The sequence below is a fragment of the Photorhabdus stackebrandtii genome (genome assembly GCF_011189495.1).
GTDB lineage: Bacteria > Pseudomonadota > Gammaproteobacteria > Enterobacterales > Enterobacteriaceae > Photorhabdus > Photorhabdus khanii.
The window spans coordinates 114,630-141,067 of record NZ_PUJV01000006.1; the positions used below are offsets into that span (position 1 = coordinate 114,630).

At 43.9% G+C, this 26,438-nt stretch carries 28 protein-coding genes and 1 pseudogene; 12 read left to right on the forward strand and 17 right to left on the reverse strand.

The features are described 5' to 3' along the window. Nucleotides 1-4: 4 nt before the first annotated feature. On the forward strand, nucleotides 5-1,450 hold the full coding sequence (gene tldD, locus C5470_RS07055; RefSeq protein WP_166287117.1) for a metalloprotease TldD: 1,446 nt from the start codon (nucleotides 5-7) through the stop codon (nucleotides 1,448-1,450). Between the two features lie 110 nt (nucleotides 1,451-1,560). Here tldD and yjgA read toward each other — a convergent pair whose 3' ends face one another. Beyond that, complete coding sequence (yjgA, locus tag C5470_RS07060) at nucleotides 1,561-2,100, reverse strand: ribosome biogenesis factor YjgA (protein ID WP_166287120.1); 540 nt, start codon at nucleotides 2,098-2,100, stop codon at nucleotides 1,561-1,563. Between the two features lie 201 nt (nucleotides 2,101-2,301). Between yjgA and pmbA the strand changes: the two genes are divergently transcribed. The 3 genes and pseudogenes from pmbA (at nucleotide 2,302) to dinQ (ending at nucleotide 5,150) form a co-directional block, all read left to right on the forward strand. Continuing rightward, nucleotides 2,302-3,642: a metalloprotease PmbA gene (gene pmbA / locus C5470_RS07065; protein WP_166287123.1), complete on the forward strand. Its 1,341-nt coding sequence runs from the start codon at nucleotides 2,302-2,304 to the stop codon at nucleotides 3,640-3,642. A gap of 113 nt (nucleotides 3,643-3,755) precedes the next feature. Then, nucleotides 3,756-4,614 (forward strand): annotated as a pseudogene (locus C5470_RS07070) (hypothetical protein); the annotation flags it as partial. Between the two features lie 452 nt (nucleotides 4,615-5,066). Beyond that, nucleotides 5,067-5,150 carry a damage-inducible type I toxin DinQ gene (gene dinQ, locus C5470_RS23590; RefSeq protein WP_422631058.1) on the forward strand — a complete coding sequence of 28 codons (84 nt, stop codon included), beginning with the start codon at nucleotides 5,067-5,069 and terminating at the stop codon, nucleotides 5,148-5,150. A 167-nt stretch (nucleotides 5,151-5,317) separates the two neighbouring features. On the opposite strand, the gene rnk is transcribed toward dinQ, so the two are convergent. From rnk to C5470_RS07130, 12 genes are all read right to left on the reverse strand, one after another. Beyond that, the gene (gene rnk / locus C5470_RS07075; RefSeq protein WP_036842109.1) at nucleotides 5,318-5,728 is read right to left on the reverse strand and encodes a nucleoside diphosphate kinase regulator; all 411 of its coding nucleotides are present in this window, start codon (nucleotides 5,726-5,728) and stop codon (nucleotides 5,318-5,320) included. Between the two features lie 185 nt (nucleotides 5,729-5,913). Further along, the gene (gene npr / locus C5470_RS07080; protein WP_132355327.1) at nucleotides 5,914-6,186 is read right to left on the reverse strand and encodes a PTS phosphocarrier protein NPr; all 273 of its coding nucleotides are present in this window, start codon (nucleotides 6,184-6,186) and stop codon (nucleotides 5,914-5,916) included. Then, nucleotides 6,186-7,037 (reverse strand): RNase adapter RapZ, encoded by an 852-nt coding sequence (gene rapZ / locus C5470_RS07085; protein WP_021323560.1) that lies wholly within the window; start codon nucleotides 7,035-7,037, stop codon nucleotides 6,186-6,188. The genes npr and rapZ overlap by 1 nt, the downstream gene beginning before the upstream one ends. A 77-nt stretch (nucleotides 7,038-7,114) precedes the next feature. Further along, on the reverse strand, nucleotides 7,115-7,582 hold the full coding sequence (gene ptsN, locus C5470_RS07090) for a PTS IIA-like nitrogen regulatory protein PtsN (protein WP_036837490.1): 468 nt from the start codon (nucleotides 7,580-7,582) through the stop codon (nucleotides 7,115-7,117). A gap of 123 nt (nucleotides 7,583-7,705) precedes the next feature. Further along, nucleotides 7,706-7,993 carry a ribosome hibernation promoting factor gene (gene hpf / locus C5470_RS07095; protein ID WP_036842110.1) on the reverse strand — a complete coding sequence of 96 codons (288 nt, stop codon included), beginning with the start codon at nucleotides 7,991-7,993 and terminating at the stop codon, nucleotides 7,706-7,708. Between the two features lie 23 nt (nucleotides 7,994-8,016). Further along, a complete protein-coding gene (gene rpoN / locus C5470_RS07100; protein WP_166287126.1) occupies nucleotides 8,017-9,456 on the reverse strand; it encodes an RNA polymerase factor sigma-54 in 1,440 nt (479 codons plus the stop codon). Nucleotides 9,457-9,483: 27 nt separating this feature from the next. Further along, entirely contained in the window at nucleotides 9,484-10,209 is a 726-nt protein-coding gene (lptB, locus tag C5470_RS07105) for an LPS export ABC transporter ATP-binding protein (RefSeq protein WP_166287129.1), read from the reverse strand. 6 nt (nucleotides 10,210-10,215) lie between these two features. Next, on the reverse strand, nucleotides 10,216-10,749 hold the full coding sequence (gene lptA / locus C5470_RS07110) for a lipopolysaccharide ABC transporter substrate-binding protein LptA (RefSeq protein WP_166287132.1): 534 nt from the start codon (nucleotides 10,747-10,749) through the stop codon (nucleotides 10,216-10,218). Beyond that, on the reverse strand, nucleotides 10,730-11,308 hold the full coding sequence (lptC, locus tag C5470_RS07115) for an LPS export ABC transporter periplasmic protein LptC (protein ID WP_166287135.1): 579 nt from the start codon (nucleotides 11,306-11,308) through the stop codon (nucleotides 10,730-10,732). The genes lptA and lptC overlap by 20 nt, the downstream gene beginning before the upstream one ends. Before the next feature lie 20 nt (nucleotides 11,309-11,328). Continuing rightward, complete coding sequence (gene kdsC, locus C5470_RS07120) at nucleotides 11,329-11,892, reverse strand: 3-deoxy-manno-octulosonate-8-phosphatase KdsC (RefSeq protein ID WP_166287138.1); 564 nt, start codon at nucleotides 11,890-11,892, stop codon at nucleotides 11,329-11,331. A gap of 15 nt (nucleotides 11,893-11,907) precedes the next feature. Beyond that, complete coding sequence (kdsD, locus tag C5470_RS07125; RefSeq protein ID WP_166287141.1) at nucleotides 11,908-12,876, reverse strand: arabinose-5-phosphate isomerase KdsD; 969 nt, start codon at nucleotides 12,874-12,876, stop codon at nucleotides 11,908-11,910. A gap of 23 nt (nucleotides 12,877-12,899) precedes the next feature. Next, nucleotides 12,900-13,874, reverse strand: a complete 975-nt coding sequence (locus C5470_RS07130; RefSeq protein WP_166287144.1) for a calcium/sodium antiporter — start codon at nucleotides 13,872-13,874, stop codon at nucleotides 12,900-12,902. 228 nt (nucleotides 13,875-14,102) lie between these two features. Between C5470_RS07130 and mlaF the strand changes: the two genes are divergently transcribed. From mlaF to murA, 7 genes are all read left to right on the forward strand, one after another. After that, nucleotides 14,103-14,906 (forward strand): phospholipid ABC transporter ATP-binding protein MlaF, encoded by an 804-nt coding sequence (gene mlaF / locus C5470_RS07135; RefSeq protein WP_166287147.1) that lies wholly within the window; start codon nucleotides 14,103-14,105, stop codon nucleotides 14,904-14,906. 10 nt (nucleotides 14,907-14,916) lie between these two features. Next, nucleotides 14,917-15,699: a lipid asymmetry maintenance ABC transporter permease subunit MlaE gene (mlaE, locus tag C5470_RS07140; RefSeq protein WP_166287369.1), complete on the forward strand. Its 783-nt coding sequence runs from the start codon at nucleotides 14,917-14,919 to the stop codon at nucleotides 15,697-15,699. Nucleotides 15,700-15,703: 4 nt separating this feature from the next. After that, nucleotides 15,704-16,219, forward strand: a complete 516-nt coding sequence (gene mlaD, locus C5470_RS07145; RefSeq protein WP_166287150.1) for an outer membrane lipid asymmetry maintenance protein MlaD — start codon at nucleotides 15,704-15,706, stop codon at nucleotides 16,217-16,219. A gap of 22 nt (nucleotides 16,220-16,241) precedes the next feature. Then, nucleotides 16,242-16,871, forward strand: a complete 630-nt coding sequence (gene mlaC / locus C5470_RS07150) for a phospholipid-binding protein MlaC (RefSeq protein WP_166287153.1) — start codon at nucleotides 16,242-16,244, stop codon at nucleotides 16,869-16,871. A gap of 1 nt (nucleotide 16,872) precedes the next feature. Further along, a complete protein-coding gene (gene mlaB / locus C5470_RS07155; protein WP_166287156.1) occupies nucleotides 16,873-17,166 on the forward strand; it encodes a lipid asymmetry maintenance protein MlaB in 294 nt (97 codons plus the stop codon). A gap of 141 nt (nucleotides 17,167-17,307) precedes the next feature. Beyond that, a complete protein-coding gene (gene ibaG / locus C5470_RS07160) occupies nucleotides 17,308-17,562 on the forward strand; it encodes a BolA family iron metabolism protein IbaG (protein WP_036842129.1) in 255 nt (84 codons plus the stop codon). Nucleotides 17,563-17,613: 51 nt separating this feature from the next. Continuing rightward, nucleotides 17,614-18,867, forward strand: a complete 1,254-nt coding sequence (gene murA, locus C5470_RS07165) for a UDP-N-acetylglucosamine 1-carboxyvinyltransferase (protein WP_166287159.1) — start codon at nucleotides 17,614-17,616, stop codon at nucleotides 18,865-18,867. Between the two features lie 491 nt (nucleotides 18,868-19,358). Here the strand turns inward: murA and C5470_RS07170 are convergent, their stop codons facing one another. The 4 genes from C5470_RS07170 to zapG form a co-directional block, all read right to left on the reverse strand. Next, nucleotides 19,359-20,276 (reverse strand): Rpn family recombination-promoting nuclease/putative transposase, encoded by a 918-nt coding sequence (locus tag C5470_RS07170; protein WP_166287162.1) that lies wholly within the window; start codon nucleotides 20,274-20,276, stop codon nucleotides 19,359-19,361. A gap of 130 nt (nucleotides 20,277-20,406) precedes the next feature. Then, nucleotides 20,407-21,468, reverse strand: coding sequence for an outer membrane-stress sensor serine endopeptidase DegS (degS, locus tag C5470_RS07175; protein WP_036842132.1), 1,062 nt, complete (start codon nucleotides 21,466-21,468; stop codon nucleotides 20,407-20,409). Between the two features lie 1,376 nt (nucleotides 21,469-22,844). After that, nucleotides 22,845-24,221 (reverse strand): serine endoprotease DegQ, encoded by a 1,377-nt coding sequence (gene degQ / locus C5470_RS07180; protein WP_166287165.1) that lies wholly within the window; start codon nucleotides 24,219-24,221, stop codon nucleotides 22,845-22,847. A 241-nt stretch (nucleotides 24,222-24,462) separates the two neighbouring features. Further along, nucleotides 24,463-24,867, reverse strand: a complete 405-nt coding sequence (gene zapG, locus C5470_RS07185) for a Z-ring associated protein ZapG (protein WP_166287168.1) — start codon at nucleotides 24,865-24,867, stop codon at nucleotides 24,463-24,465. Between the two features lie 220 nt (nucleotides 24,868-25,087). On the opposite strand from zapG, the gene zapE reads away from it, so the two are divergent. After that, complete coding sequence (gene zapE, locus C5470_RS07190) at nucleotides 25,088-26,218, forward strand: cell division protein ZapE (RefSeq protein ID WP_166287171.1); 1,131 nt, start codon at nucleotides 25,088-25,090, stop codon at nucleotides 26,216-26,218. Nucleotides 26,219-26,438: the final 220 nt, after the last annotated feature.

Genomic DNA, 26,438 nt, shown 5'->3' on the forward strand with positions numbered 1-26,438 from the left:
AATTATGAGTTTAACTTCTGTCAGTGAACATCTACTGGCTGTAAATAAATTAAGCCATCAAGATCTGTTTTCAGTACTTAGTCAATTGGCTGAACGTCGGCTGGATTATGCCGATCTCTATTTTCAGTCCAGTTATCATGAATCTTGGGTGCTGGAAGATCGGATTATTAAGGATGGCTCCTATAATATTGATCAGGGCGTTGGTGTTAGGGCTATCAGTGGTGAAAAAACCGGTTTTGCTTATGCAGACCAGATCACATTGAATGCGTTACAGCAAAGCGCACAGGCTGCCCGCAGCATCGTCCATGAAACAGGAAATGGTAAAATCCATACCTTCGGCGAAGTGGCTTGTTCTCAACTTTATGCGGCAATCGATCCGCTGCGAAGTTTCTCCCGTGAAGAGAAGATTGCGTTATTGCATCGAGTGGATCAAGTCGCTCGTGCCGAAGATCCGAGAGTACAGGAAGTGAATGCCAGCCTGACAGGGGTCTACGAACGGGTATTGGTTGCGGCAACTGATGGGACTTTAGCTGCTGATATTCGTCCTCTTGTTCGCTTATCTGTCACGGTGCTGGTGGAAGATAATGGTAAACGTGAACATGGTACCAGCGGCGGTGGTGGCCGTTATGGTTATGAATATTTTCTGGAAATGATGAGTGATCAGATCCGTGCAGAACAATTTGCGCGTGAAGCAGTTCGTATGGCGCTGGTAAATCTTTCTGCTGTTGCTGCACCGGCGGGTACTATGCCGGTTGTTCTGGGTGCGGGTTGGCCGGGTGTGTTACTGCATGAAGCTGTTGGTCATGGCCTGGAAGGCGATTTTAACCGCCGTGGTACTTCCGTATTCTCTGGTCAGGTTGGTGAGAAAGTCGCTTCTGAACTTTGTACGGTGGTTGATGATGGCACGATAAAAGGTCGCCGTGGCTCATTGGCAATTGATGATGAAGGTGTTCCTGGGCAATACAATGTATTGATTGAGAATGGCATTCTTAAAGGTTACATGCAGGACAAAATGAATGCACGTCTGATGGGGGTTGCGCCGACGGGCAATGGCCGCCGTGAATCGTATGCCCATCTGCCTATGCCTCGTATGACTAACACCTATTTACTGGCGGGTCATTCCACACCGGAAGAGATCATCGGTAGTGTAGAAAATGGTTTATATGCGCCAAATTTTGGTGGCGGCCAAGTGGATATCACTTCCGGTAAATTCGTATTCTCGACATCTGAAGCGTATCTGATTGAGAACGGCAAGATTACCAAGCCGGTGAAAGGTGCGACCCTTATCGGTTCCGGTATTGAGGCTATGCAGCAGATCTCTATGGTAGGAAACGATCTTGAGCTGGATAAAGGTGTTGGGGTTTGTGGCAAAGAGGGCCAGAGCGTACCGGTTGGTGTTGGTCAGCCTACTTTGAAGCTGGACAACTTGACCGTTGGAGGAACAGCCTGATTTTTGGCTGGTTAATACTCTTGTTTGAAGACGCGGAAGAGGAACTGGAAGGGGAACTTGGCTTTAAAATTTTCCCCTAACAGAATTAGTGTCTTGTATGTTTTAGATAGTCACGCTGATTCGGCCATATCTTTAAGATACTGGAAAATCTGACGATAAGATTTAGGTGGCTTATTAGCTGCCTTTTCTTTTTTAGCATTGCGAATAAGTGTGCGCAATTGCTGGCGATCGGTTTGTGGGAATAATTCCACCACTTCATCAATAACATCATCATTGCCATCAATCAATTTATCACGTAATTCTTCCAGCTTATGAAACAGAACGATTTGCTGATTGTGACGATTTTTCAGTTTATCAATTGCAGTGGTAATTGGTTCGACATCCCGGGCACGCAGCATTTTACCAATTAATTGTAATTGGCGACGGCGTCCTTCTCTTTTTATCTTCTGTGCAAGTTCAATGGCTGCCAGCAGATCCTCATCCAACGGAATACGTTCAAGCGCATTTTTGCTGAGATCAACTAATTCTGCACCCAGCTTTTTCAATGCTTCTGCATCACGTTTAATTTCGCTTTTACTGACCCAAATTATTTCTTCTTCTTCCTCTTCAGCAGGATAATCATTGAGCCAATCTTCAGGCTGCTTTGCCATGGTGGTTTTCCTTTTAAAAAGGCCGGATCTGACAGGTTGATTTTTGGAGCATGACCTGTAGCCCGGTGGGTGTTAACATCCTAATATTGGGTATTGTAACTGGGAAAAACGCCTGATTACCACTCGGCATTACTTTTGTGGATAAAATGGTTCTATTTTCCTGACAGATTTTCCCTTTATTCATCAAATTACGGGTAATTAATGAAAATCACTGATCAAATTGCGGAACAACGCAAACAACTGGAAAATGCAGTTTCACAAGCATTAGAACTGGCAACAGCGGGTTGTGATGCTGCGGAAGTTGCTGTTAATAAAACAACGGGTATTGGTGTCAGTACCCGCTTTGGTGAAATAGAAAATGTAGAATTTAATAGTGATGGTGCGCTAGGGATCACCGTATACCATCAGCAACGTAAAGGGAGTGCTTCATCAACAGATTTAAGTCCGGGTGCTATTGCCCGTACTGTTCAGGCTGCGATCGATATTGCCCGTTATACTTCTCAGGATCCCTGTGCTGGTCCGGCGGATAAAGCGTTACTGGCGTTTGATGCGCCGGATCTTGATTTGTTCCACCCAACAGAATTGGATACTGATAAAGCAATTGAACTGGCGGCCTGCGCGGAACAAACGGCATTACAATCAGATAAACGTATTACCAATACTGAGGGCGGTAGTTTCAACAGCCATTATGGTATCCGGGTGTTTGGCAACAGTCACGGTATGTTGCAAAGTTATTGTTCTAGCCGTCATTCGATGTCGAGCTGTGTGATTGCTGAATTTAATGGCGATATGGAACGGGATTATGCGTATACCATTAGTCGTCGTATTGAAGATTTAAAATCGCCAGAGTGGGTTGGGCATGAGTGTGCTCGCCGTGTGTTATCCCGTTTATCTCCACGTAAATTACCGACTATGAGAGCACCTGTGCTGTTTGCTGCGGAAGTTGCAACAGGTCTTTTCGGTCATTTGGTGGGTGCTATTAGTGGTAGCAGTATTTATCGGAAATCCTCTTTCCTGCTTGATCATCTGGGCAAACAAATCCTGCCATCATGGCTGACGATTGAAGAGCGTCCACATTTGCTGGCAGGGCTGGCATCTTCTCCATTTGATAGCGAAGGTGTGTGCACCAGTAACAGGGATATTATTAAAGATGGTGTATTACAGACCTGGCTTCTGACAAATTATTCTGCCCGTAAATTGGGAATGGTAAGTACAGGCCATGCTGGTGGGATCCATAATTGGTGCATTGCAGGGCAAGGTGAAGATTTTACTGGTTTACTGCGTCAGATGGGAACGGGATTAGTGGTTACTGAACTGATGGGGCAGGGTGTTAGTGCAGTAACTGGTGACTATTCCCGTGGTGCCGCCGGTTTCTGGGTAGAAAATGGTGAGATTCAGTATCCTGTCAGCGAGATTACTATTGCAGGTAATCTGAAAGAGATGTGGGCCAATATGGTCACTATTGGGAATGATATTGAAACTCGCAGTAATATCCAATGTGGTTCGGTATTACTGCCAGAAATGAGTATCGCTGGTCAATAAGGGATACTCAGATTCGGTTACAGTGACCAGCCTTATTGAAATGGGCTGGCTGAATTAACGGTGGAGCTCACCGGCAGTTTCTGGTTGGTAAAGTCATTCTAATCCTGTGAATATTTGCCCGCATTGAGGTACACACTGAAAGCACGGCCAGCGGCGATATTTCTGATCCATTCCGGCCACGCTATGCCGTTGATGTGCAATTATTGGATGATGATGGTAAGGATGCCGCTGTTCCTGTTTACCACGCTGTCCCGCTGCCTTTACCGATGGCGGGCAGTGAATCCGGTATGTTCCAATATCCGCCAGTCGGAACGGTGGTTGAAATCGTTTTTGAGGCAGGCAGGCCGGACAAGCCCTTTATCCGGCAGACATTAAGCCAGGGCAATACTTTACCGAATATCAAGCCGGGCGAGCAATTGCAGCAGCGGGCGGAAGTCTCGCAGAGAGTGACACAGGACGGTAGCTGGATTCGTCAAACTGACCAGACCATTAACGAATCATCCATGCACCGTGAAGTCAGGGCAGACACGGAAACACGCACGGTAGTCGCGCGGGAAACCACGATTCAGGCTACGGATAAAACCACGGTTTTGGGCACGTCTACGCCATTGGCGGGTGCTGTTCAGCGAATCGCAGACGGTGACTATAGTATGGCGATATCATCAAATTTCGTTGCCAGTGTAGGGAAAGAGGCCAATATCGAAATCGGACAAACGCTGATAGAGAAAATCGGCTTGCTTAAGCAGAGTATCGCCGGAGCCAGGCAAGAAATCGTCGCGCCAGTGGTTTGGGTGGGCAGCCAGCAAATCAATATCATGACATTGATGTTAGAAACGCTGGATGTGGTTAATGAACTGACAGCCGCGCATACGCACTACAAACACAGGTATGCCGGAGAACGCCAGCACGATAAGGAACACGGCCTATAAATCGGATGGGCTGAAACAGAAATATTCTCCAGTGATTGGGTGAATATCGTCCATTTGTGTGAGGTCCTTTACGCTGTACCCTAGGTTGATATTTTATGCTATAGGTATTAGACTGGTTACGTCAGTTAAGGAATATCGCGCTAGGACTGAGGCTACTAATCTCGGTAATAGCACAAAAGATACCCCCGCCCTGTATGGGTAAAAACAAAAAAGCCAACCTCACCAGTTGGTTTTTTTGTTTTTACCAACTCATCATTTTAATTGATTGAATCATCTGAAAATAAACCTATAATCAACGGCTGTTAGTTTGGGGTAGCGTTCTGGCCTGTGTATCTCTGACGCAAGTTTTCGTAAGTCCTGGCTGAAGAACAGGTGGTGCTGCTTCAGTGCCTCGGTCAGAGCGCGATATTCCTTAACTGATTTGATGGAAGCCAGCCGGACAGGCAGCGTAAAGGCAATGGCTGGTTAAGTCGTGCTCCTAACTGGAGCAAACGGGTGAAAGCATTTATTGACACTGCTATCATCGTTCTCAAAGCGTTAATCGCGCTTTTAGAGCTGAAATTAGTTGTTAAGGAATGAAACCTAATAAAACTGAGTGAATAGGATAGTTATCTGGACTTGTACCACTTGTAGTAGAAAGTATTATCCAACCTCCTTGAAGATATAAAATTCCTGTCGCCATTTGGCTATCAAAGACAAAAAACCACTTGTGAGATAGTGGTTTTTTGTATTGATTTAATAGGGTTTTATCTGTGATATTCACCGGCAGCTTCTGGTTGATAAAGTAATTCTAATACTTTGACCCGGGTTTCTTCGCCATTTGGCAATTTCCAACTGATTTCATCGCCGATACGAAGGCCCAATAATGCAGCTCCCAGAGGAGCCATAACAGAAAGCTGGTCTGAACTGTCTTGCAGTGACGCAGGGTAAACCAGAGTGCGCACTCGCTCTTCACTGCTTGTCAGATCAAGGAAACGAACCCGGCTATTCATAGTCACAACATCTGATGGAATTTCTGCTGGAGGTACAATCTCTGCACGATCCAGCTCCTCATTCAAAGCGTCAGCGATACTAGTATCTGCAAACGCTGGCTGTTCCAACAGGGAATCTAAACGTTCTGCGTCTAATTCGTTGATGATAATTGCTGGTTTAGTCATACCACACTCCAAATGGAATCCAACACAAAATAACACCCCGCACCGTGAGGAGGGGGTGTTATTTAAAATGATTAACCTGATAGTAGGCTGTTCTTACTGGAAAAGAAAGAGATCATGATCACGAACTGTTTTGTGTTGCTAATGAAAGCAGTTAAGAACATGATAAGCCAGAGGAGTGGAGGGCGTTATTCTTCGTCAAATCCTGAATCAAATAGATTAATGATAGCGGCAAGAGCCTGTGCTTCATCTGGGCCACTGGCTTCAACTTCAATATAGCTGCCTTTTTCTGAATCCAGCATTAGCATAGCAATCACGCTGCTGGCTTCAGCTTCAACATGGCTATCATTGCGCAAGACGACATGAGATTCAAAGAGCTGTACCAGATCATACAGCTTCATTGCTGGCCGGGCGTGCATTCCCAGCCGGTTTTTGATTTCAAGCTTCTGCTTGACCGTCATTATTTCCGCTTTTCAAGAGTACGGTGGCGCGACTGTACGTTTTTGCCACGGGAGCGGAAATAGTCGGCCAACTGCTCTGCCACGTAAACAGAACGGTGTTTACCACCGGTGCAGCCAATAGCCACGGTCAGATAACTGCGGTTATTGGTTTCAAGCATGGGTAGCCAAAGTTCAAGATAACTGCGGGTCTGATAGATGAAGTTATGCACTTCCGTATGGCGGTCGAGAAAAGCGGCGACGGGACGATCAAGACCTGTCATTGGTCGCAGTTTTGGGTCCCAGTGTGGGTTTGGTAGGAAACGTACGTCAAAAACATAGTCGGCATCAATTGGAATACCATGTTTGAAGCCGAAAGATTCAAAGACCATTGTCAGCTCACGTTCCCGTTTACCCAGCAGACGGGTCCTTAGCATCTCAGCCAGTTCATGGACTGACATTTCAGAAGTGTCAATAATTAGATCTGCTCTTGAACGAAGTGGCTCCAGCAGATCGCTTTCTTGATCAATTGCGCTTTCCAGAGAAAGGTTTTTGCTTGATAGTGGATGGAGACGGCGGGTATCGCTGTAACGGCGGATTAGCGTATTACGGTCAGCATCAAGAAACAGTAATTGCGGTGAGAAACTGGCTGGTAGTTTAGTCAGGGCTTCTTCGAAAACTTCGGGGGATTCCGGCATGTTTCTTACATCAATACTGACAGCAGCAGAAATATCGCGGTCAGCCAGTGTATTTGCTAATTCCGGCAGCAACACTACCGGCAAGTTGTCTACACAATAAAAACCCATATCTTCCAGTGCGCGCAAGGCAACGGATTTACCCGAACCGGAACGGCCACTGACTATCATCAGCACCATGAGACGACTCCCCTTAATTTCTCAGTGGTTATTATTATGAGCCACTGTTATCTGTTGCTTTCCATTCATTGCAACAGCTATTCAGTGATAATTGCGTAAAGTTCTTCATCACTTTGTGCCGATCTTAAACGACGGCAGAGATTTTTATCTGCAAGGCGTTTGGCAATTAATGACAATGTGTGTAAGTGTGTCTGGCATTGATCGTTTGGAACCAGTAAAGCAAACAGCAAATCGACTGGTTGATTATCAATGGCATCGAAAGCAATGGGTTGCTCCAGATTGAGGAAAACGCCAACAGCTTGATCTGAGCTTTCTTCATCCAGCTTACCGTGAGGGATAGCAATACCACTGCCAATTCCAGTAGTGCCTACTTTTTCTCTGGTTAATATTGCTTCAAATACGATATTCTCGGGTAATTTAAGCCGTTTAGATGCCAGCTCACTGATAATCTCTAAAGCCCGTTTTTTGCTCGAACAATGTACATTATTGCGTGTACATTCGAGGGAAAGTACAGAGCTTAGTAGTAAATCTGCTTGGTTATTCATTTTTCTATTCGCTTAGGTGCTTATTGATACCGGATGCCATAGGTTATCTGTGGCATCCGGTATTTGTGCACTGTTTTACAGCAAGACTCCGCTGTTTTTACTACAGCTATTGTTAAATAACTGTTAATGTTGTCTCAGTTTATCTTTATGTTTGGTTAACTGACGAGCTAGTTTATCGACCAGTCCATCAATTGCTGCATACATATCTTCATGTTCTGAGGATGCGTGCAACTCGCCTCCGTTAATATGTATCGTGGCTTCGGCGATTTGTTGTACCTTTTCCACACGGAGGATTACCTGAATCAGGTTGATCCTGTCGAAATATTGATCCAGTTTGCTGCATTTTGCAGTGATAATGTCGCGTAATGCATCAGTAATTTCAATATGGTGACCAGTTATTTTGAGTTGCATATTGTCTTCCTTCTCTGTTCATTTCAAACCAAACGCTTACGTTGGTTTGATGGCGGAATGGATAACGACTCTCGATATTTTGCGACAGTCCGTCGGGCAACCATAATGCCTTGATCGGCTAGCATGCTCGTCAGTTTGCTGTCACTTAATGGTTTGGCGGAGTTCTCCGCTGCTACCAGTTTTTTCACCAAAGCCCGTATTGCAGTTGAAGAGGCTTCGCCTCCACTTTCTGTATTAACATGGCTGGAGAAAAAATACTTCAATTCGAAAATGCCACGTGGGCTGTGCAGGAATTTCTGGGTAGTCACCCTGGAAATGGTAGATTCATGCATATCAACCTGGAAGGCAATATCTGCCAAAACCATGGGCTTCATATGTTCTTCGCCATGTTCAAAAAATTCCTGTTGCTGCTCTACAATGCAGCGCGTAACTTTCAGTAGAGTATCATTTCGGCTTTCCAGGCTTTTGATAAGCCATTTAGCTTCCTGTAGGTTATTGCGGATAAACTGACTATCATTTTCATTGTGTGTATGTTGCCCAAGTTCCGCATACTGCTGATTAATGTGTAAACGGGGAATGCTATCTGTATTTAATTCTACTTGCCAGTGTTCACTCTCTTTTCGAACCAGCACATCAGGGATGACATACTCTGATTCACCTGTGTTTACCGCCAGGCCAGGTCTTGGTTCAAGTGACTGAATTAAATCAATCACTTCTTTCAGTGTATCTTCTTTTAAGCGACTTAAGCGGATTAAATTGCGAAAATCCCGATTACCCAGTAACTCCAGATGTTCGCAGACGATCAGTTTCGCCTCTTTCAGATAAGGTGTTTCTGGTGGAAACATGGATAGCTGGATCAGTAGACAATCTTTCAGATCACGGGCAGCGACACCTATGGGATCAAAATGTTGTATCCGTTTGAGCACGGTTTCCACTTCTGCCAGAGTCAGTTGATCGTCGCCAATGCTGGCGAGGATCTCCTCCAGTGGTACAGTAAGGTAGCCTGTATCATCTACGGCATCAATAATTGATGTAGCAATTGCTGCATCTGTTTCTGTGAAAGGGGTCAGCTCTGCTTGCCACATTAAATAGTCTTGCAGGGTTTGGACTGTTTCACCTTGGTAAAGTGGCAAGTCGTCGTCACTATAGTCATTACGTGTACCGGAAGGCGTACCCGCGGTGTAAATTTCATCCCAGCTGGCATCCAGTGGCAACTCATCTGGCATATCTTTTTGTTGTAGGGCATCAAGCGTATCCATAACGTCGGTTTCGTTGTCAGGAGATTCCTGATGACTGATTTCTTGATGATCTTCATCCTGCTCAAGCAAAGGATTCATTTCTAACGCTTGCTGTATTTCCTGTTGAAGTTCAAGCGTAGAAAGTTGCAACAAACGAATGGCTTGTTGGAGCTGTGGTGTCATCGCCAGTTGCTGACTGAGCCTGAGTTGCAAACTTTGCTTCATAGCGTTAAATCAATTCTCCTGGCTGAATTAGAGCCGGAAACCTTCGCCTAAATAAACGCGCTTCACCTGTTCATTATTGAGAATATCATGCGGTGTGCCGTGAGCAATCAGCTGCCCTTGACTGACAATGTAAGCGCGCTCACATACATCCAATGTTTCACGGACGTTATGGTCTGTGATCAGGACGCCTAACCCATAATCTCTCAAATGTTGAATAATCTTTTTGATATCGATAACTGAGATTGGATCTACGCCGGCGAAAGGTTCATCCAGCAAAATAAATTTAGGGTTGGCTGCCAGCGCGCGGGCAATCTCTACGCGGCGACGCTCACCGCCGGAAAGTGATTGACCAAGATTGTCACGTAGGTGGCTGATATGGAACTCTTCCATCAGCTCTGCGGCACGTTCCTTCCGTTGCTCCTGAGTCAGATCCTGACGGATCTCCAATACAGCCATCAGATTGTCGAATACGCTCAGACGACGAAAAATAGAAGCTTCCTGAGGTAAATAGCCAATACCACGGCGCGCCCGTTCGTGAAGCGGCAGCAGGCTGATATCTTCGCTATCAATGGTAATTGTCCCGGCATCCCGTGAAACAATACCTACAACCATATAAAAAGTCGTGGTTTTCCCTGCACCGTTCGGACCAAGCAGACCAACAATTTCACCGGAGTTCACGTTTAAGCTGACATTTTCAACGACCTTACGGCCTTTGTAAGCTTTTGCTAGGTTTTCTGCGTTTAGTATTGCCATATCTCGTTATTTACTCTTGTTGTTAACCGCAGGGCTTTCTTCTTGTAATTGAGAAGGTAACAAAACGGTTGTCACTCGTTTACCTTTGTCACTGAACGCTTCCATTTGCTGGGTTGGGACTAGGTAAGTGATACGGTCGCCTTTTATATTGCTGTCTAACTGTTCCAGATAGGCGTTGCCAGTGAGAGTAACCAGTTCTTTATCCATTTCGTAACGCATTTTGGCGCCGCGGCCTTTGATTGGTTTGCCGTTGTCCTGTAGCTGATAGAAAGTTACTGGATTACCAAATGCCTCAATAACCATTTTCTTAGAATCGCCATCAGGGCGAGTCACAACAACTTTGTCGGCGTGGATATCAATAGAGCCCTGTTTAACGATCACATTTTCTGTAAATGTGGCAGTGTTCCCGGTCATGTCAAGGGATTGCTTAGCAGAATCAATAGAAATTGGTTTCTGGGTGTCATCTTTCAGTGCCAGAGCCGGAAGACTGACTGTAAAAATGGCACAGGCAATAAGAGTATTACAGATTCTGTTGTTCATGTTGGATTTCATAGTAGGTGTTAACCTTTTCAATCAGTTCAGCGGTTTTGTTCCGCAGATTGCCACGCATTTTCATACCGACGGATTTCAACCCTACGCCAATCAGTGTGACCTGATCGTCAGATGAAACATCCTGAGTGACCAGATTGACGATAGCATTTTCTGTGGTAATACGCTGTAATTGTGCCGTATCAGTCAAGCTGTCAACCTGCACATCTCCGTAAAGATAGAGCATTCTGTCGTTGGTCAGTTTGGCTTTGTTAGCACGAACTGTCCATGTAGCAATGGCATTTGAGTCATATGTAATTAATACCGGCTTAGTAAACCAGGTAAGTTTTGATTCAGCATAATTCTGGACGTCATCAGCGACCAGTTTGTACGTCAGCTTACCAGTAGGATCATAGACAAAAGTTATGGTTTCCTGACTTTGGTATGTTGGCTGACTGTTATCTGTAGCGGAAGATGAGTTAGTCTCGTCTGAATCAGATAAGTTCCAGCCAATTAACGCCAGGGTGATTAACGCTAGTATTATAGCCAGCCAGGATTTGATTTTATCCATTCTCGTTTCGCTTCAACCTACTATATTGATAATCCTTTGGCCTCTTCCAGCTTATTCTGAGCGAAAAGCACCAAATCACAAAGTTCTCTTACCGCGCCGTGTCCTCCTGCAATTTGGGTGACATAATGCGCTTTTGGTAATAACAGTGGATGCGCATCTGCCACAGCGACAGATAAGCCCACTTGTTCCATGACTGGCCAGTCAATCAGATCATCACCGATGTAAGCAACCTGTTCTGGTGTTAGCCCCAGTTTATCTAACAGTTCTCTATACGCCAAAACCTTATCACTTTGTCCCTGGTAAAGATGTGTAATGCCCAGTGTGTTTGCTCGATCTTCCAGCAGTTTTGCCTTACGGCCGGTAATAATAGCGACTTCGATTCCTGAAGTAATTAGGCAGCGAATCCCGTAACCATCACGAACATTAAACGTTTTCAGTTCTTCGCCGTTATTACCCATATATATCAGGCCATCAGACATCACACCGTCAACGTCGCAAATGAGCAGACGGATTCTATTGGCTTTTTCAATAATGTCTTTATTAACTGGGCCATAACAGGTGTCCAGATAAACTAATTGGTTCATTAATATGTTCTCAGGTTAAACTACACCCGCTTGTAGCAGGTCATGCATATGTAATACACCCAGCAATTTATTTTCCTCGGTAACCAGTAAGGAAGTGATATGGTGTGACTGCATTAAGTTCAATGCATCAACGGCAAGGGCATTCGGTTTGATACGGATACCGCCGGCGGTCATAACATCTGAAATTTTGACATTATACAAATCAAGCCCCATATCAAACACTCGCCGTAAGTCACCATCGGTAAAAATACCATCAATATACATATTTTCATCGCAAACGACGGTCATACCCAGTTTTTGGCGGGTGATTTCGATGAGTGCTTCACGTAAAGAGGCATCACGATTCACCCTTGGGATATCATCGCCTGTATTCATTAAATCACTCACCAGCAGCAGGAGTTTGCGCCCAAGTGTGCCACCTGGGTGTGATAATGCGAAGTCTTCAGCGGTAAAGCCGCGCGCCTGGAGCAATGCAACCGCTAAAGCATCACCCATAACCAATGTTGCAGTGGTACTGGTTGTTGGCGCTAAACCTAACGGACAGGCTTCCTGCGGGACTTTGATACACAGGTGAATATCCGCGGCTTTGCCCATGCTGCTGTTGTAATTGTTAGTCATGCAGATAAGGGGAATTTTTTGGCGTTTCATTGCGGGGATCAATGACAGAATTTCATTGGATTCACCCGAATTTGAGATGGCCAAAACGATATCTTTAGGTGTAACCATACCGAGATCGCCGTGGCTGGCTTCCCCCGGATGAACAAAAAAGGATGGTGTACCGGTACTGGCGAAAGTTGCGGCAATTTTACACCCGATATGGCCGGATTTGCCCATCCCCATGACAATAACTTTACCTTCGCAGTTGAACATCAGTTCACAGGTGTGGGCAAAATCTTCATTGATATATCGTTCAAGTTCTGCCAACCCATCACGTTCTATCTGTAATACTTTCTTACCCGCTTGCTGAAAATCAATCCTGGACATTTCTTTTTCCTACTAATTCGTGTTTATTCAATGCTGTAATTGAAAATAAACAGCACAATAAAATAAGCGATAAAGCAACTTAATAACAGGACACCTTTAAATCGGTTTAATCGATGTTTACGACCCAGACAAAATGCTGCAAATATTGTGCTGGCTATCATCATGACCCAAAAATCACGGTGGAAAGATTCTGGGGAAATGGTTGCTGGTGAGAGTAATGCGGGAAGGCCCAAAACAATTGATATATTGAATATATTCGAACCTATAATATTCCCGAATGCAATATCGTCTTCTCCTTTGAACGCGGCTGCAATAGAGGTTGCCAGTTCTGGCAGGCTGGTGCCGACCGCAAGCACAGTCAGCCCGATAACTAACTCACTAATACCATAAATGCGGGCAATAACAGTTGCATTATCAATAACCATACGAGTCGCCATAGGTAAAATAATCAATCCTAATAGTATCCAAAGCAGGGCAATGCGTTTATTGCCTTCCCGCGGTAATTCAGAAACCTGCTCTTGTGTGTAAATATCAGCGTTGGCACAGCGTGGCAGAGCAGCCATTTTTATCATCAGTAATATATACGCAATGGCAGAAGCCAGTAATACTAATCCGTCCATCCGGCTGAGATAGTTATCACTCATCAAATAACCACAGAAAGCGGTGATCAGCAGCATTAAAGGCAGCTCCTGCCGTAGCATATCTGATTTTACTTCCATAGGACGAATAAATGCGGCGGCACCGGTTATCAGCAGCAGATTGGTAATGTTGGAGCCAATAACATTACCAACAGCCATATCGGGTTGGCCGTCCAGCATGGCAGTAACTGAAACCATTAATTCGGGCAGAGATGTTCCAATGCCAACAATGGTAACGCCAATAATAAAGGGAGGCAGTCCCAGAGTACGGGCAAAAATTGCAGCACCATATACTAATCTATCGGAACCATATACCAGTAGAATCAACCCGGTAATTAAGAGTAAAAAGGTCAGAAGCATGAAGCGTCCTTTGTAAGGTATATTCCGAATTTAATATTAACGTTGGTTGATTTCTTAAACAAAAATTGTTTGTTCAATTAGATGGGGTATATTCTGACGGCGGAGGATGGAAAAGTAAAATTTGTCACAACTTTGGTAGCGAAAATTCTCCCGCTTTTTTGTAGTATATGTGATTAATATATGAACCAAATATAAAGCCAATTTATTAACCGTTAAGGTCTATCAATAATGAGCCAACAAACAGCAAATCTTATCGAGATCCGTGGCATGTATTTTACCCGTGGTAACCGTCCGATTTTTGCTGATATTAATCTGGCGGTACCCAAAGGAAAAGTCACTGCAATTATGGGGCCCTCTGGGATAGGGAAAACAACACTATTACGGTTGATTGGCGGTCAGTTGCGTCCTGAACGGGGAGAGATCTGGTTTGATGGCGATAATATTCCTGCTTTATCCCGCTCTCGTTTGTATGCTGCCCGTAAGAAGATGAGTATGTTGTTTCAGTCCGGGGCATTATTCACTGATCTGAATGTTTTTGAGAACGTCGCTTTTCCGCTGCGTGAACATACGAATCTGCCTGAAGAAATTATACAGACGACGGTCATGATGAAATTGGAGGCAGTTGGGTTACGTGGCGCCGCGAATTTGATGCCTTCTGAACTTTCCGGTGGTATGGCAAGGCGTGCTGCTCTGGCTCGTGCCATTGCACTTGATCCTGATCTGATTATGTTTGATGAACCTTTTGTTGGTCAGGACCCGATTACGATGGGGGTTTTGGTGAAACTTATTGATGAACTGAATAAGGCGCTTGGTGTGACCTGTGTGGTTGTTTCCCACGATGTGCCGGAAGTTCTGAGCATTGCAGATTACGCTTATATTATGGCTGAACAACAGATTATTGCAGAGGGTACGGCTCAACAGTTGCAGTCTAATTCTGATCGGCGGGTACGGCAATTTCTTGATGGTATTGCTGACGGCCCGGTACCTTTCCGTTTCCCGGCAGGGGATTATAAAACTGAGTTATTAGGATAATGGAATGTTAATGTTCACACAGGCGCTGGCGGCACTTGGCAGGCGGGCCATTGAGGTATTTGCCTCTTTTGGCCGTGCAGGTTTTATGCTTTTTAGCGCGATAATTGGCAAGCCAGAACCTGCCAGACAATGGCCATTACTTCGACAACAGCTTTACAGCGTGGGTGTTCGGTCATTGTTGATTATCATGGTTTCAGGGTTGTTTATTGGCATGGTGCTCGGTTTACAGGGGTATCTGATACTGACAACATACAGCGCAGAAGCCAGTCTTGGCATGATGGTGGCGCTGTCTCTGTTACGTGAACTGGGTCCGGTTGTCACTGCACTGTTGTTTGCCGGCCGTGCAGGATCAGCGCTAACCGCCGAAATAGGGTTGATGAAAGCCACGGAACAAATTTCCAGTCTGGAGATGATGGCGGTAGATCCATTACGGCGTGTGATAGCACCCCGTTTTTGGGCTGGGTTTATCAGTATGCCGTTATTATCCTTGATTTTTGTGGCTGTAGGTATTTGGGGCGGTGCGGTGGTTGGTGTTGATTGGAAAGGGATCGACAGCGGTTTTTTCTGGTCTGCAATGCAGTCTGCTATAGAGTGGCAGAAAGATTTACTTAACTGTTTTATTAAAAGTGTCGTTTTCGCCATTACCGTGACCTGGATTGCTTTATTTAATGGTTATGATGCGATCCCCACCTCAGAAGGGATCAGCCGGGCAACGACCAGAACGGTAGTTCATGCGTCGTTAGCCGTTTTAGGTTTGGATTTTGTGCTGACAGCACTCATGTTTGGGAATTAAGTCAATGCAAAGCAAGAAAATTGAAGTTTGGGTTGGGTTTTTTATCTTGATTGCACTGGTTGCAATTGTCTTTTTATGCCTGAAAGTGGCAGATATTAAATCGGTCGGTAACCAACCGACTTACCGTTTGTACGCAACTTTTGACAATATCGGTGGTCTTAAAGTGCGTTCACCGGTAAAAATTGGTGGAGTGGTGATTGGTCGTGTTGCAAATATCTCTCTTGATGAAAAAACTTATACACCGCAGGTGGCACTGGATATCATGAAGCAATATGACCGTATCCCTGATACCAGTTCTCTTTCCATCCGCACTTCTGGTCTATTGGGTGAACAATATATTGCTCTGAATATGGGGTTTGAAGATCCAGATATGGGAACCAGCATCCTGAAAGAGGGGGATCGTGTGCAGGATACCAAATCAGCGATGGTACTTGAGGATCTGATTGGTCAGTTCTTGTATAAGGGGGGCGATAACTCCCTGAGTGGAGCAGAACATACTCCAGCACCAACCCGCAATTGAATATCATTAAGAGGAACCAATTATGTTGAAGAGATTATTAATGGTGGCGCTGTTGGTGGTAGCGCCATTCGCTAGCGCCGTTGATCAGACGAACCCTTACAAGTTGATGCAGGATGCGGCAGAAAAGACTTTTACCCGTTTGAAGAATAGTCAATCACAAATTCGTCAAAATCCAGATTATTTGCGCCAGGTGGTGAAAGAAGAATTACTGCCCTATGTACATATTAAATATGCAGGGGCATTAGTTCTGGGGAGCTACTATAAAGATTCGACGCCGGCGCAACGCGAGGCTTATTTTACTGCATTTGAATCTTACCTTGAGCAGGTTTATGGGCAGGCTCTGGCAATGTACCACAATCAAACTTATCAGATTGATCCTGAAAAACCATTAGGAGACAACAATATCGTTGCGATTCGTGTCACTATCATTGATTCGAATGGTCGTCCGCCCGTTCGCCTTGATTTTCAGTGGCGTAAAAACAGTAAAACAGGTTACTGGCAGGCGTACGATATGATTGCAGAAGGCGTCAGTATGATTACAACTAAGCAGAGTGAGTGGGCTTCTATCTTACGTCAGCAAGGTATTGATGGTTTGACTAAGCAACTTGAAATCAGCGCTCGTCAGCCAATCACGCTGGAAGAGAACAAGTAAGATGAATGAGAGTCTGAGCTGGGAAAAAACAGGGCAGATATTGATCCTCAAAGGTATTTTGGATCGTGACACTTTGCTTCCTCTCTGGCAGCAAAAAGAAAAGTTAATGGCCGATATCGACTGTATCAATGTGTCACAGCTTGAGCATGTGGATTCTACCGGGTTGGCTCTTTTAGTCCGTTTTAAACATCATATGCAAAAGGAAGGGGTTAAATTGCTCTTTTCCGGCGTCAGTGAACGGCTTAGTACCTTGATTACACTTTACGATCTGCAAGAAATTATCATTGATAGCTAGCCGATAATCTTATAATTATCTGTATAATCAGCGCCCTTGTAAGCAGAAATGTTACAAGGGCGTTTTCATAGTTTAAGAATAAGTCGGATTCTATTAGGATGGACGACGGTCTATTATTTCTAACTACAGAATTGAGCAATTATGGATACTAATGAGATTAAACACGTGCTGATGGATAAATTAGCACTGGATGAAGTCATCGTTAACGGAGATGGCAGCCATTTCCAGGTTATTGTGGTTGGTGAAATGTTTGCCGGCATGAGCCGGGTAAAACAGCAGCAAGCCGTTTATGCGCCTTTGATGGAATACATTGCTGACAATCGTATTCATGCTCTGTCAATTAAAGCCTATACACCGGATGATTGGAAACGGGATCGTAAGCTCAACGGTTTTTAATGCTGTTTGCCTCGCTGCGAACAGCAAATTATATTAAGAGAGTCATCACAGATGGATAAATTTCGTGTGAAGGGACCAACTCGTCTGTCGGGTGAGGTTTCTATTTCCGGGGCAAAAAATGCTGCACTGCCAATCCTGTTCGCCGCGTTGTTGGCTGAAGAGCCTGTTGAATTGCAAAATGTTCCAGAACTGAAAGATATTGATACTACTATCAAATTATTGAATTGCCTTGGGACCAAAATTGAACGTAATGGTTCTGTCTTTGTGGATGCCCGCAGTGTGAATCAATATTGCGCGCCTTACGATCTGGTAAAAACGATGCGTGCCTCCATTTGGGCGTTAGGCCCTTTGGTCGCGCGTTTTGGTCAGGGGCAAGTTTCTTTGCCTGGTGGCTGTGCTATCGGCGCACGTCCGGTTGATCTGCATATCAGTGGCCTGGAACAGCTAGGTGCTGAAATTGTTCTGGAAGAGGGCTACGTTAAAGCTTCCGTTAATGGTCGTCTGAAAGGGGCCTGCATTGTGATGGATAAAGTCAGTGTCGGGGCGACAGTCACGATTATGACTGCGGCAACATTGGCAGAAGGGACAACGATTATTGAGAATGCGGCACGCGAACCTGAAATTGAAGATACCGCCAATTTTCTCAATACCTTGGGGGCAAAAATTACAGGGGCGGGTACTGATCATATCATCATTGAAGGCGTAGAACGTCTTGGTGGTGGTGTATACCGAGTATTACCTGATCGTATTGAGACAGGTACATTTCTAATTGCGGCTGCGATATCCGGTGGTAAGGTTGTTTGCCGTCATGCTCAGCCTGATACGCTGGATGCAGTATTGGCTAAATTGCGTGAGGCGGGTGCTGATATTGAAATTGGTAAAGATTGGATAAGCCTTGATATGCACGGTAAACGGCCCAAAGCTGTGACATTACGTACTGCTCCCCATCCCGGTTTTCCGACAGATATGCAAGCCCAGTTCAGCTTGCTGAATTTGGTTGCTGAAGGGGTTGGTATGATCACTGAAACTATTTTCGAAAACCGTTTCATGCATATCCCTGAATTAATCCGTATGGGGGCTCATGCGGAAATTGAAAGCAATACCGTGCTTTGTCATGGTGTCAAAAAGTTGTCTGGTGCTCAAGTAATGGCGACTGATTTACGCGCATCTGCGAGTCTGGTTCTGGCGGGTTGCGTTGCGGAAGGGGTGACGGTTGTTGACCGTATCTATCATATTGACCGTGGTTATGAACATATCGAAGATAAACTGCGCGGGCTTGGTGCGGATATTGAACGAGTGAAATAAGCGGAAAAGTGATTTTGTTTCTTTATTTAGAAACAGGAAGCGGTGTAGCTTAAAAAACCAGGTTGATGATGGGTAGAGAAGTAAAGTGTATCCGTAGGGTGCATGGCTCAAGCCGATAAAAAACATTTATGTGCTATTACGATCTACCCATCATTAACGACCGTGATTGAAAATTTTACTGAGTAATTAATCTCAGCTCTGCTTAAGAACAGAGATTTCAGAAGCACGTAGATTCAGACTCCATCTTATCGCTTGGAATGTAAATGTGCCGCTTCTATGAGTTTCGTGCATTTACTCACGCATTTTTATGCCGATAACGTATCAACAGTAAGTTTGTCGGACATTTGTTCAAGTTCACTTTGGCTCAGCCCGGTAATTTTCATCACTGTTTCACGGTCGATACTCATACTTCGGTGACTGGTCTGACAGTCACCGTAAGATCCTCTCTTAACAGGCATCGTTGAATACGAATTAAGAACTTTCAGCACAAGTTAGTGGCGTATTTGCTCAAGTTCGTTCTCGCTCAGACCGGTGGTTTTCATCACCGTTTCACGGTCGATTCCGCTATTTAGCAATGCATGAGCAATTTTTAAAGTTGCCTCTTGGCGCCCTTCCTGACGTCCCTCCTGACGTCCTTTCTGCTCCAGTTTCTGCGCTATAGTCATCAGTACCTCCTCATACTTCGGGGACTGTTCTGCCAGTCGCCGGATAAAACCCTCTGGATCGGCGGTATCTCCCGCCTGTAATAAGTAGTTTAGCACGCTTTTTAGCTGCTCATCCGTATAGTAATCATACGTCAGCAGCGTAACCAATTCTTGCAGCAGTTCCGCCATATCACGCTGCCGGATATGTTTTTGCACCATTTCCAGTAGTGCAACCCGTTTGTGCGTCAGGATCTTATCATCCGGGATTACCGTCACATCTACCAGTGGGAATGCGCCGGAATAGATCTCCTTCGCCAGGGCCGGAGCATCGAAGCAGTCGAGCCAATGGGTGCTCCACGGATACGGCTGTATTTTTCCGTGATAGAACAACACCGGAATAACCAGCGGTAATTTTTTATGTCCCTGCTCCAGATGCCGTTGCATTGCTGAAATACTGTAGCGCATTAACCGGAATGCTATCATTTTGTCCGGGGAACTTTGGTGCTCGATCACGCAATACACGTAACCGTCACCCTGCGCCGTTTTCAATGAATACAAAATGTCGGAATAATGCGCCCGCAGATTGTCTTCAATAAACGACCCTGATTCCAGCCGCAATGTATCCAGATCACAAACTGCCCGTAATGTCGCAGGCAAATGAATCTCCAAAAAGTCTCTGGCGGTATCAATATGACTTAAAAACTGTTTAAAAACAGCGTCATGTGGCGTTGGTGTATTTTTTTCTTCATCGGCGAATAGTAGCATACTTTCTTTTATATTGAAGGAATATTAAGCAAAAAACCAAGCGGACTGAGATGTCTTGGATTTTCTTTGACAAAAACTTTGATCGTATCTCAGATTCTTTAATTTCCTTCTTAAGCGAAGTTCAGGTTAATTAATATTCATCAAATTCTGCAATCGTCACTTGCAGTGACAGCATCTTCCCATTGCGTAATAAAGTTACAGGAACAACGCTGCCTGGGCGTATTTCAGCCACTTGATCCATTGTTTCAACCGCAGAAATAGCAGGTTTGTTATTTACATTGATAATGATATCACCAACCTTAATACCAGCTGTTTGGGCGGGTCCATTTGGGGTAACCTGGAATACCCGTAGCCCCTGAATCTGATTAATATTGCCGTTATAAGAACGAATATGTGGGAGTTCCTGTGACGTTATGCCGATAAAGCCCCGGATAACCCGTCCGTCACGAATCAGTTTCTGCATAATCTTTGTGGCGAGTTCAGTAGGAATAGCAAAACCCAACCCCTCTGGTGTTTCACCGTTTTCACTTTTATCAAATGATAATGTGTTGATACCCACCAGTTCACCAAGGGTATTAATCAACGCACCGCCGGAGTTACCTTGATTAATGGAAGCATCTGTCTGGAGAAAGTTTTGACGTCGGGTAGGGCTTAATCCAACGCGGCCGGTAGCACTAATAATCCCTTGGGTAATAGTTTGACCTAAATTGTAAGGGTTACCAATAGCCAGAACGATATCCCCCACATGGGCCACTCTATCTGGATTGATAGTAATGACAGGCAGATTCTCGGCATCAATTTTCAGGACTGCAAGATCCGTTAAACTGTCAGAACCTATGACCAGGGCTTCATAAAAATGACCATCTTGTAATGCAACAATAATTTGCCCTGCATTATTAATGACGTGTTTATTAGTGAGAATATAACCTTTATCACTCATGATGACGCCGGAACCGAGGGTATGGTTTTCTCTGCCTTCATGAGAAAAACTGCCCATATTGCTGCTATAGACATTAACTACTGCGGGTGCTGCCTTGCGGACACCTTGATTAAAGCTGAATGGAACTTCATCATTATGATTGCTGAACATTGCGGATACCAGCCCGGTAGGGCGCAGTGATGGAACGGTAATTAGCAAAATGACAGCGACAAGTAATCCCAAAAAAGCAGAACGCAGTAACTTGGCAAACATGGATATTATTCAGTGTGAGTTAATGAATAACTGTAGGATAACATACGAAATTAACAAACACAGCATTACGCTGTATCTCAGGTTGCTGACTTTTAGCACCCCGACTATCACTGCTGAGTTTTCATTAAGGTAAGATTAGATATGCTTTATCTTAAAGTGATAAAACTAGCAGTTGAGAAAAGCCATTATTTTGTCTGTCAGCTTGGTTTTAAAATCTGAAAAAGATGGTAAGCGTATCATGAAAAAACAGGTAAAAACTTTAATCAATAAAGGTAAAAATAATTGATTAAGGATTTTTTAAAGTGGATACAAAATCCGATGCGATACTGGCATTGGAAGAGAAAACATTAGGGAAAGTGGGTTTTAATTTTATTAATAAGGTGATAAAGTTAAACGAGAATATGAGATTAACTGCACAGGGCGGGATTCTATTCATTTTATTGTTTAAAGCACCGTTTTAAATAAAAATTTTTTAGCAATAGATTTACTGTACACTTGGCGGTTTTTTACCATTTTATGGTTTTTGTATTGTTTTTAATAAAATGGCTATTTTAGAGTAATAAATGGCATGTGCATTTAGTGAATATCATTTTAAAAAGGTTTTTGTTGTCAAAATAAAATCGTTTATTTATTAAAATAGGATCTTCATATGATTTTCACTTAACGCCATCCTCCTATATCTGTTTAAATCGAACGGTAAATTAATTTAATAACGATTTATTACACTTACAATAGTGAAAATTATCGAGAATTAATCAGTCAGAAAGGTTATAATGATTAAATGGGTATTTAAGCGTTAAATCACATTAACGGTATAAAAATAGAAATGATTTTTATACCATAGAAAGGTAATGTTATTGGGCTGGATAAAATAATATAAAACAAGTTTAAATGGGTGTGTTTAATGTGTTGCATGATAAATGCAACATAATAACGCCGAAAATAATCTAGTTCGTATTCAGTTAAATCATTTATTTGCGGATTATGTTATTCATGTTTTTCACAAGAGATTATTTATCTGTCTGAATGGATGGTATGAAATGTGATCAACGTCTGGTTGTTTAATCCTGATAATGGGGAATGAGATGTATTAAATGCCAGAAAATCGCGATAAGGTTGGAGGTACTTTCTTATTACATCCAACCCCAATTCTTTTAACTTCCGCGTTTAGGGGGAGAATTCCGCAGTTTCGTTAAATGAATTTTTAATTAAGAAAATAGGAAAGCCTTCGGAATGATAATCGTCTTACAGGCTTATCATATTTTTCACATTGTTCACTTTCATTTTTTTGACGATCGCAAACTCCTTTTGCATAAGACACTGCATTATACAGTGTCTTATGCTGGAGCTAGATAGCGTTTTTCAACCTAAAAGTCTTAATTTCTCAGTAACAGATAGATACTCTCGTCACCGCGAAGAATATTCAGCGCTATTACCGGAGGTTTAGAATCAATAACTTTGCGCAGTTCGTTAATGTTCTGTACCCGTTCATTATTGATCCCAACAATCAGGTCACTTTTCTGTAAACCAGACATCGCCGCAGGTGAGTTTTGCATGACACTATCGATTTTCACACCGAGAGTGCCTTTCACTTCGCCATTGCTCAGAGTTGCGCCTTGCAGGGCAAGCGTTAAGTTTCCAGCTTTGGTGGTTTGACCTTCACTGTTTTCCAGAATAACGGAAACTTCCATTGGTTTGCCTTTACGCAATAAGCCAATTTTAATTTCTTTACCTGGCACAGTTGTACCAATTTTGGCTTTCAGCTCAGCAAAGCTATTGATCTTCTTACCATCAACAGACACCAGAATATCACCGGATTTAATGCCTGCTTTCGCTGCCGCAGATTTTGGCAATACTTCACTGACAAATGCACCGCGTTGGGCATCAATATTGAATGCCTTGGCGATATCGGCGTTCATTTCAGTACCTTTAATACCGAGAATACCGCGTTTGACTTCGCCATGAGCGATAAGCTGCTCACTCAGGGTTTTTACCATATTACTTGGGATGGCAAAGCCGATACCGATGTTACCGCCGCCTGGAGCCAGAATTGCCGTGTTGATACCAATCAACTCGCCATTCAAATTAACCAGTGCACCACCGGAGTTACCTCGGTTAATCGAGGCGTCGGTTTGGATAAAATTTTCCAGCCCTTCGAGATTCAGACCGCTGCGTCCTAACGCCGAGATAATTCCTGAAGTCGCAGTTTGACCAAGACCGAACGGATTACCCACCGCGACAGCAAAATCACCAACCCGGAGCTTATCGGAATCGGCTATTTTAATTGCCGTTAAGTTCTTGGCATCTTTCAGTTGCAGCAAGGCGATATCAGTTTGAGCGTCGCGACCTAACAGTTTAGCTTCATATTCACGTCCATCGTTTAATTGCACTCGGATTTTATCCGCATTCTCAATAACGTGATTATTGGTTAATATATAACCTTTATCAGCGTCAATAATGACACCTGAGCCAAGCCCCTGAAATGGGCGGGTGCTTTCACGGCCCATTGGCAGATTCGGGCCAAAGAAGAACCTGAACTCTTCAGGTATACTCTGCTCCTGTTGTACCTGAGTACCGGAAACATGCACGCTGACAACCGCTGGCAATACTTTTTCAAGCATTGGAGCAAGGCTTGGCAACGTCTGACCGGCAATAGCAGCAGGTAAAGCAGCGCTACTGATAGCAGGAACGGAAGCTACGGATAACCCGATACTGATTGCTAACGCACTAAGGAATAAGTTTTTTCTTTTCATCTGATTTCGTTCTCTTGTATGCCTAAGCCAGAAGGCTAATAAGTTAATTCGGGCAAATTGCCATGATTACTCTATGACTATTAATTATTAAATAAAGTTCATCTGGCAAACAGGTCTGGCACACTTTTTTACAGGTATTTACATGATTGAAGAATAAAAAACAAAACTTTTTGCAGGTGAAAGAGTAGCGCTCAAATTTGGAATTAATGCTGTGGCACAAAACATGCCACAGCAGAAATAGTTACTGGCTTTTTTCATTAACCGGACGGAACAGGCCGGAAGCGCCATCAGAGTAATCTTTTGGTGGCATTTTAACCGGAGCCTGATCGTTATCTGCTTCTGATTCAGTCAGTCGATAATTGAATGGGTTTTCTTGTACTGGCATATTTGGCATCAGCTCGTGAGAGCTTTTGACCATATGCTGATACAACTGACGATAATCGCGGGCCATATTATCGAGTAATTCTGCACTGTGGGCAAAATGGCCGACTAATTCTTTACGATACTCTTCCAGTTCTAATTTATTATTCTCCAGTTCAGTTTGTAAGGCTCCCTGCTGGCGCAGCTTAGTGTTACCAAAGCGCATGACTAGCGCTCCGATAACAAAACCAACTACTAATCCAATCAGTGCATACTCCCAAGTCATAGCTACTCCTTCATCAACATCGTTGTTCAGCAGAATGTTTCACTTAATTATCGTCACTATAACCGTTAATCTAGTTAGAGTGGAATATTGATCATGATTTACATATTGTTTGTAGACCTTATTCTGAACCTTATTGTAGACAATTGATCCGGTGATAAGGTCAATCCGAATCATAAAAACGATAAAAAACGGGAAATTATTTTTTAAGGATTTTTTTGTCATGCCATCATTGATTATCCCTTCGTCATTCTATCAGAAAGCCCTTTCTAGGGGGGAATACCAGCCAGATGATGTCCAACGTCATGTTGTCGCTCAATTGGATGTTATTCACTATGCCTTGATTAATACTTCTCCCGGCAATCCAGCGAAGCGAAAAAGCTTGAAATGGCGCCTGAGTAAACTATTAGGCAAGCAGGCTGCAACGACCTGTATACCTGTTCAAGGGCTCTATATGTGGGGTGGTGTTGGCAGAGGGAAAACGTGGTTAATGGATATGTTTTACCAGAGTTTGCCGGGTGAAAGAAAACTGCGTTTGCATTTTCATCGCTTTATGCTGCGGGTGCATGAAGAATTAAAGGAGTTGCAAGGGCATGAGGATCCGCTGGATATTGTGGCGGATGGTTTTAAAGCAGAAACCGATGTGCTCTGCTTTGATGAATTCTTTGTTTCTGATATTACGGATGCCATGATCCTGGGTACATTGTTGGAAGCTCTGTTTGTCAGGGGGATCACGTTAATTGCAACGTCCAATATTCCTCCTGATGAGCTCTACCGTAATGGTTTACAGCGAGCTCGTTTTTTACCTGCGATTGAGCAGATTAAAAAATATTGTGACGTGATGAATGTGGATTCAGGTATTGATTACCGGCTGCGTACTTTGACACAGGCTCATCTCTATTTCACACCGCTGAATGAAGATAATGAACGGGCTATGGATCGAATATTTATCCGTTTGGCGGGTAAAAGCAGTGAGCAAGCCCCGGTGTTGGAAATTAATCATCGGCAGATGCCGGTAATTCGTAGCGCCGATGGTGTATTGGCAATTGGATTTAAAGTTTTGTGTGAAGATGCCCGTAGTCAGATGGACTACATTGTTTTATCAAAACTTTATCACACCGTTTTGTTATATCAGGTTCCGGCGATAATGTCCGGAAATGAAAATGCCGCCCGACGTTTCCTGGCGCTGGTTGATGAATTCTACGAGCGTCGGGTAAAACTGATAATTAATGCCGCGGTACCGATGGAACAGATTTACCAAGGGGTTTTGCTGACTTTCGAATACCAGCGTTGCTTGTCCCGTTTACAGGAAATGCAAAGCGAAGAGTATCTGAAATTACCTCATTTGCCTTAATTTTGTGCTTATCCTGTATATTTCGGATTTAAAGCTGGGTTTAAATAATTCAAATTGGGGTCGATTTTTATTTTTGACTTCTCTATAATCTTGCGACCCCACGTTACAGCAATGTTTTTTTTCCCAAAAAACTTGCATAGTGCCGGCATAGGCTATTCGAAGGGGTAGGTTTGCTGGACAAGAGTCGTGTGAACCTCAGCAGTTTCTGAACCTTGAGTGT

Coding starts and splice junctions, on each gene's coding strand:
- npr (WP_132355327.1), bottom strand. CDS start 6,186: ATGACGGTCAAGCAGAAGCTTGAAATCAAAAACCGGCTGGGAATGCAC.
- murA (WP_166287159.1), top strand. CDS start 17,614: ATGGATAAATTTCGTGTGAAGGGACCAACTCGTCTGTCGGGTGAGGTT.
- degQ (WP_166287165.1), bottom strand. CDS start 24,221: ATGAAAAGAAAAAACTTATTCCTTAGTGCGTTAGCAATCAGTATCGGG.
- zapE (WP_166287171.1), top strand. CDS start 25,088: ATGCCATCATTGATTATCCCTTCGTCATTCTATCAGAAAGCCCTTTCT.
- lptB (WP_166287129.1), bottom strand. CDS start 10,209: ATGGCAATACTAAACGCAGAAAACCTAGCAAAAGCTTACAAAGGCCGT.
- lptC (WP_166287135.1), bottom strand. CDS start 11,308: ATGGATAAAATCAAATCCTGGCTGGCTATAATACTAGCGTTAATCACC.
- ptsN (WP_036837490.1), bottom strand. CDS start 7,582: ATGAATAACCAAGCAGATTTACTACTAAGCTCTGTACTTTCCCTCGAA.
- rpoN (WP_166287126.1), bottom strand. CDS start 9,456: ATGAAGCAAAGTTTGCAACTCAGGCTCAGTCAGCAACTGGCGATGACA.
- C5470_RS07130 (WP_166287144.1), bottom strand. CDS start 13,874: ATGCTTCTGACCTTTTTACTCTTAATTACCGGGTTGATTCTACTGGTA.
- C5470_RS07170 (WP_166287162.1), bottom strand. CDS start 20,276: ATGCTACTATTCGCCGATGAAGAAAAAAATACACCAACGCCACATGAC.
- hpf (WP_036842110.1), bottom strand. CDS start 7,993: ATGCAACTCAAAATAACTGGTCACCATATTGAAATTACTGATGCATTA.
- kdsD (WP_166287141.1), bottom strand. CDS start 12,876: ATGTCCAGGATTGATTTTCAGCAAGCGGGTAAGAAAGTATTACAGATA.
- mlaE (WP_166287369.1), top strand. CDS start 14,917: ATGTTCACACAGGCGCTGGCGGCACTTGGCAGGCGGGCCATTGAGGTA.
- yjgA (WP_166287120.1), bottom strand. CDS start 2,100: ATGGCAAAGCAGCCTGAAGATTGGCTCAATGATTATCCTGCTGAAGAG.
- mlaF (WP_166287147.1), top strand. CDS start 14,103: ATGAGCCAACAAACAGCAAATCTTATCGAGATCCGTGGCATGTATTTT.
- pmbA (WP_166287123.1), top strand. CDS start 2,302: ATGAAAATCACTGATCAAATTGCGGAACAACGCAAACAACTGGAAAAT.
- mlaC (WP_166287153.1), top strand. CDS start 16,242: ATGTTGAAGAGATTATTAATGGTGGCGCTGTTGGTGGTAGCGCCATTC.
- degS (WP_036842132.1), bottom strand. CDS start 21,468: ATGTTTGCCAAGTTACTGCGTTCTGCTTTTTTGGGATTACTTGTCGCT.
- ibaG (WP_036842129.1), top strand. CDS start 17,308: ATGGATACTAATGAGATTAAACACGTGCTGATGGATAAATTAGCACTG.
- rapZ (WP_021323560.1), bottom strand. CDS start 7,037: ATGGTGCTGATGATAGTCAGTGGCCGTTCCGGTTCGGGTAAATCCGTT.
- kdsC (WP_166287138.1), bottom strand. CDS start 11,892: ATGAACCAATTAGTTTATCTGGACACCTGTTATGGCCCAGTTAATAAA.
- lptA (WP_166287132.1), bottom strand. CDS start 10,749: ATGAACAACAGAATCTGTAATACTCTTATTGCCTGTGCCATTTTTACA.
- mlaB (WP_166287156.1), top strand. CDS start 16,873: ATGAATGAGAGTCTGAGCTGGGAAAAAACAGGGCAGATATTGATCCTC.
- tldD (WP_166287117.1), top strand. CDS start 5: ATGAGTTTAACTTCTGTCAGTGAACATCTACTGGCTGTAAATAAATTA.
- rnk (WP_036842109.1), bottom strand. CDS start 5,728: ATGACTAAACCAGCAATTATCATCAACGAATTAGACGCAGAACGTTTA.
- mlaD (WP_166287150.1), top strand. CDS start 15,704: ATGCAAAGCAAGAAAATTGAAGTTTGGGTTGGGTTTTTTATCTTGATT.
- zapG (WP_166287168.1), bottom strand. CDS start 24,867: ATGACTTGGGAGTATGCACTGATTGGATTAGTAGTTGGTTTTGTTATC.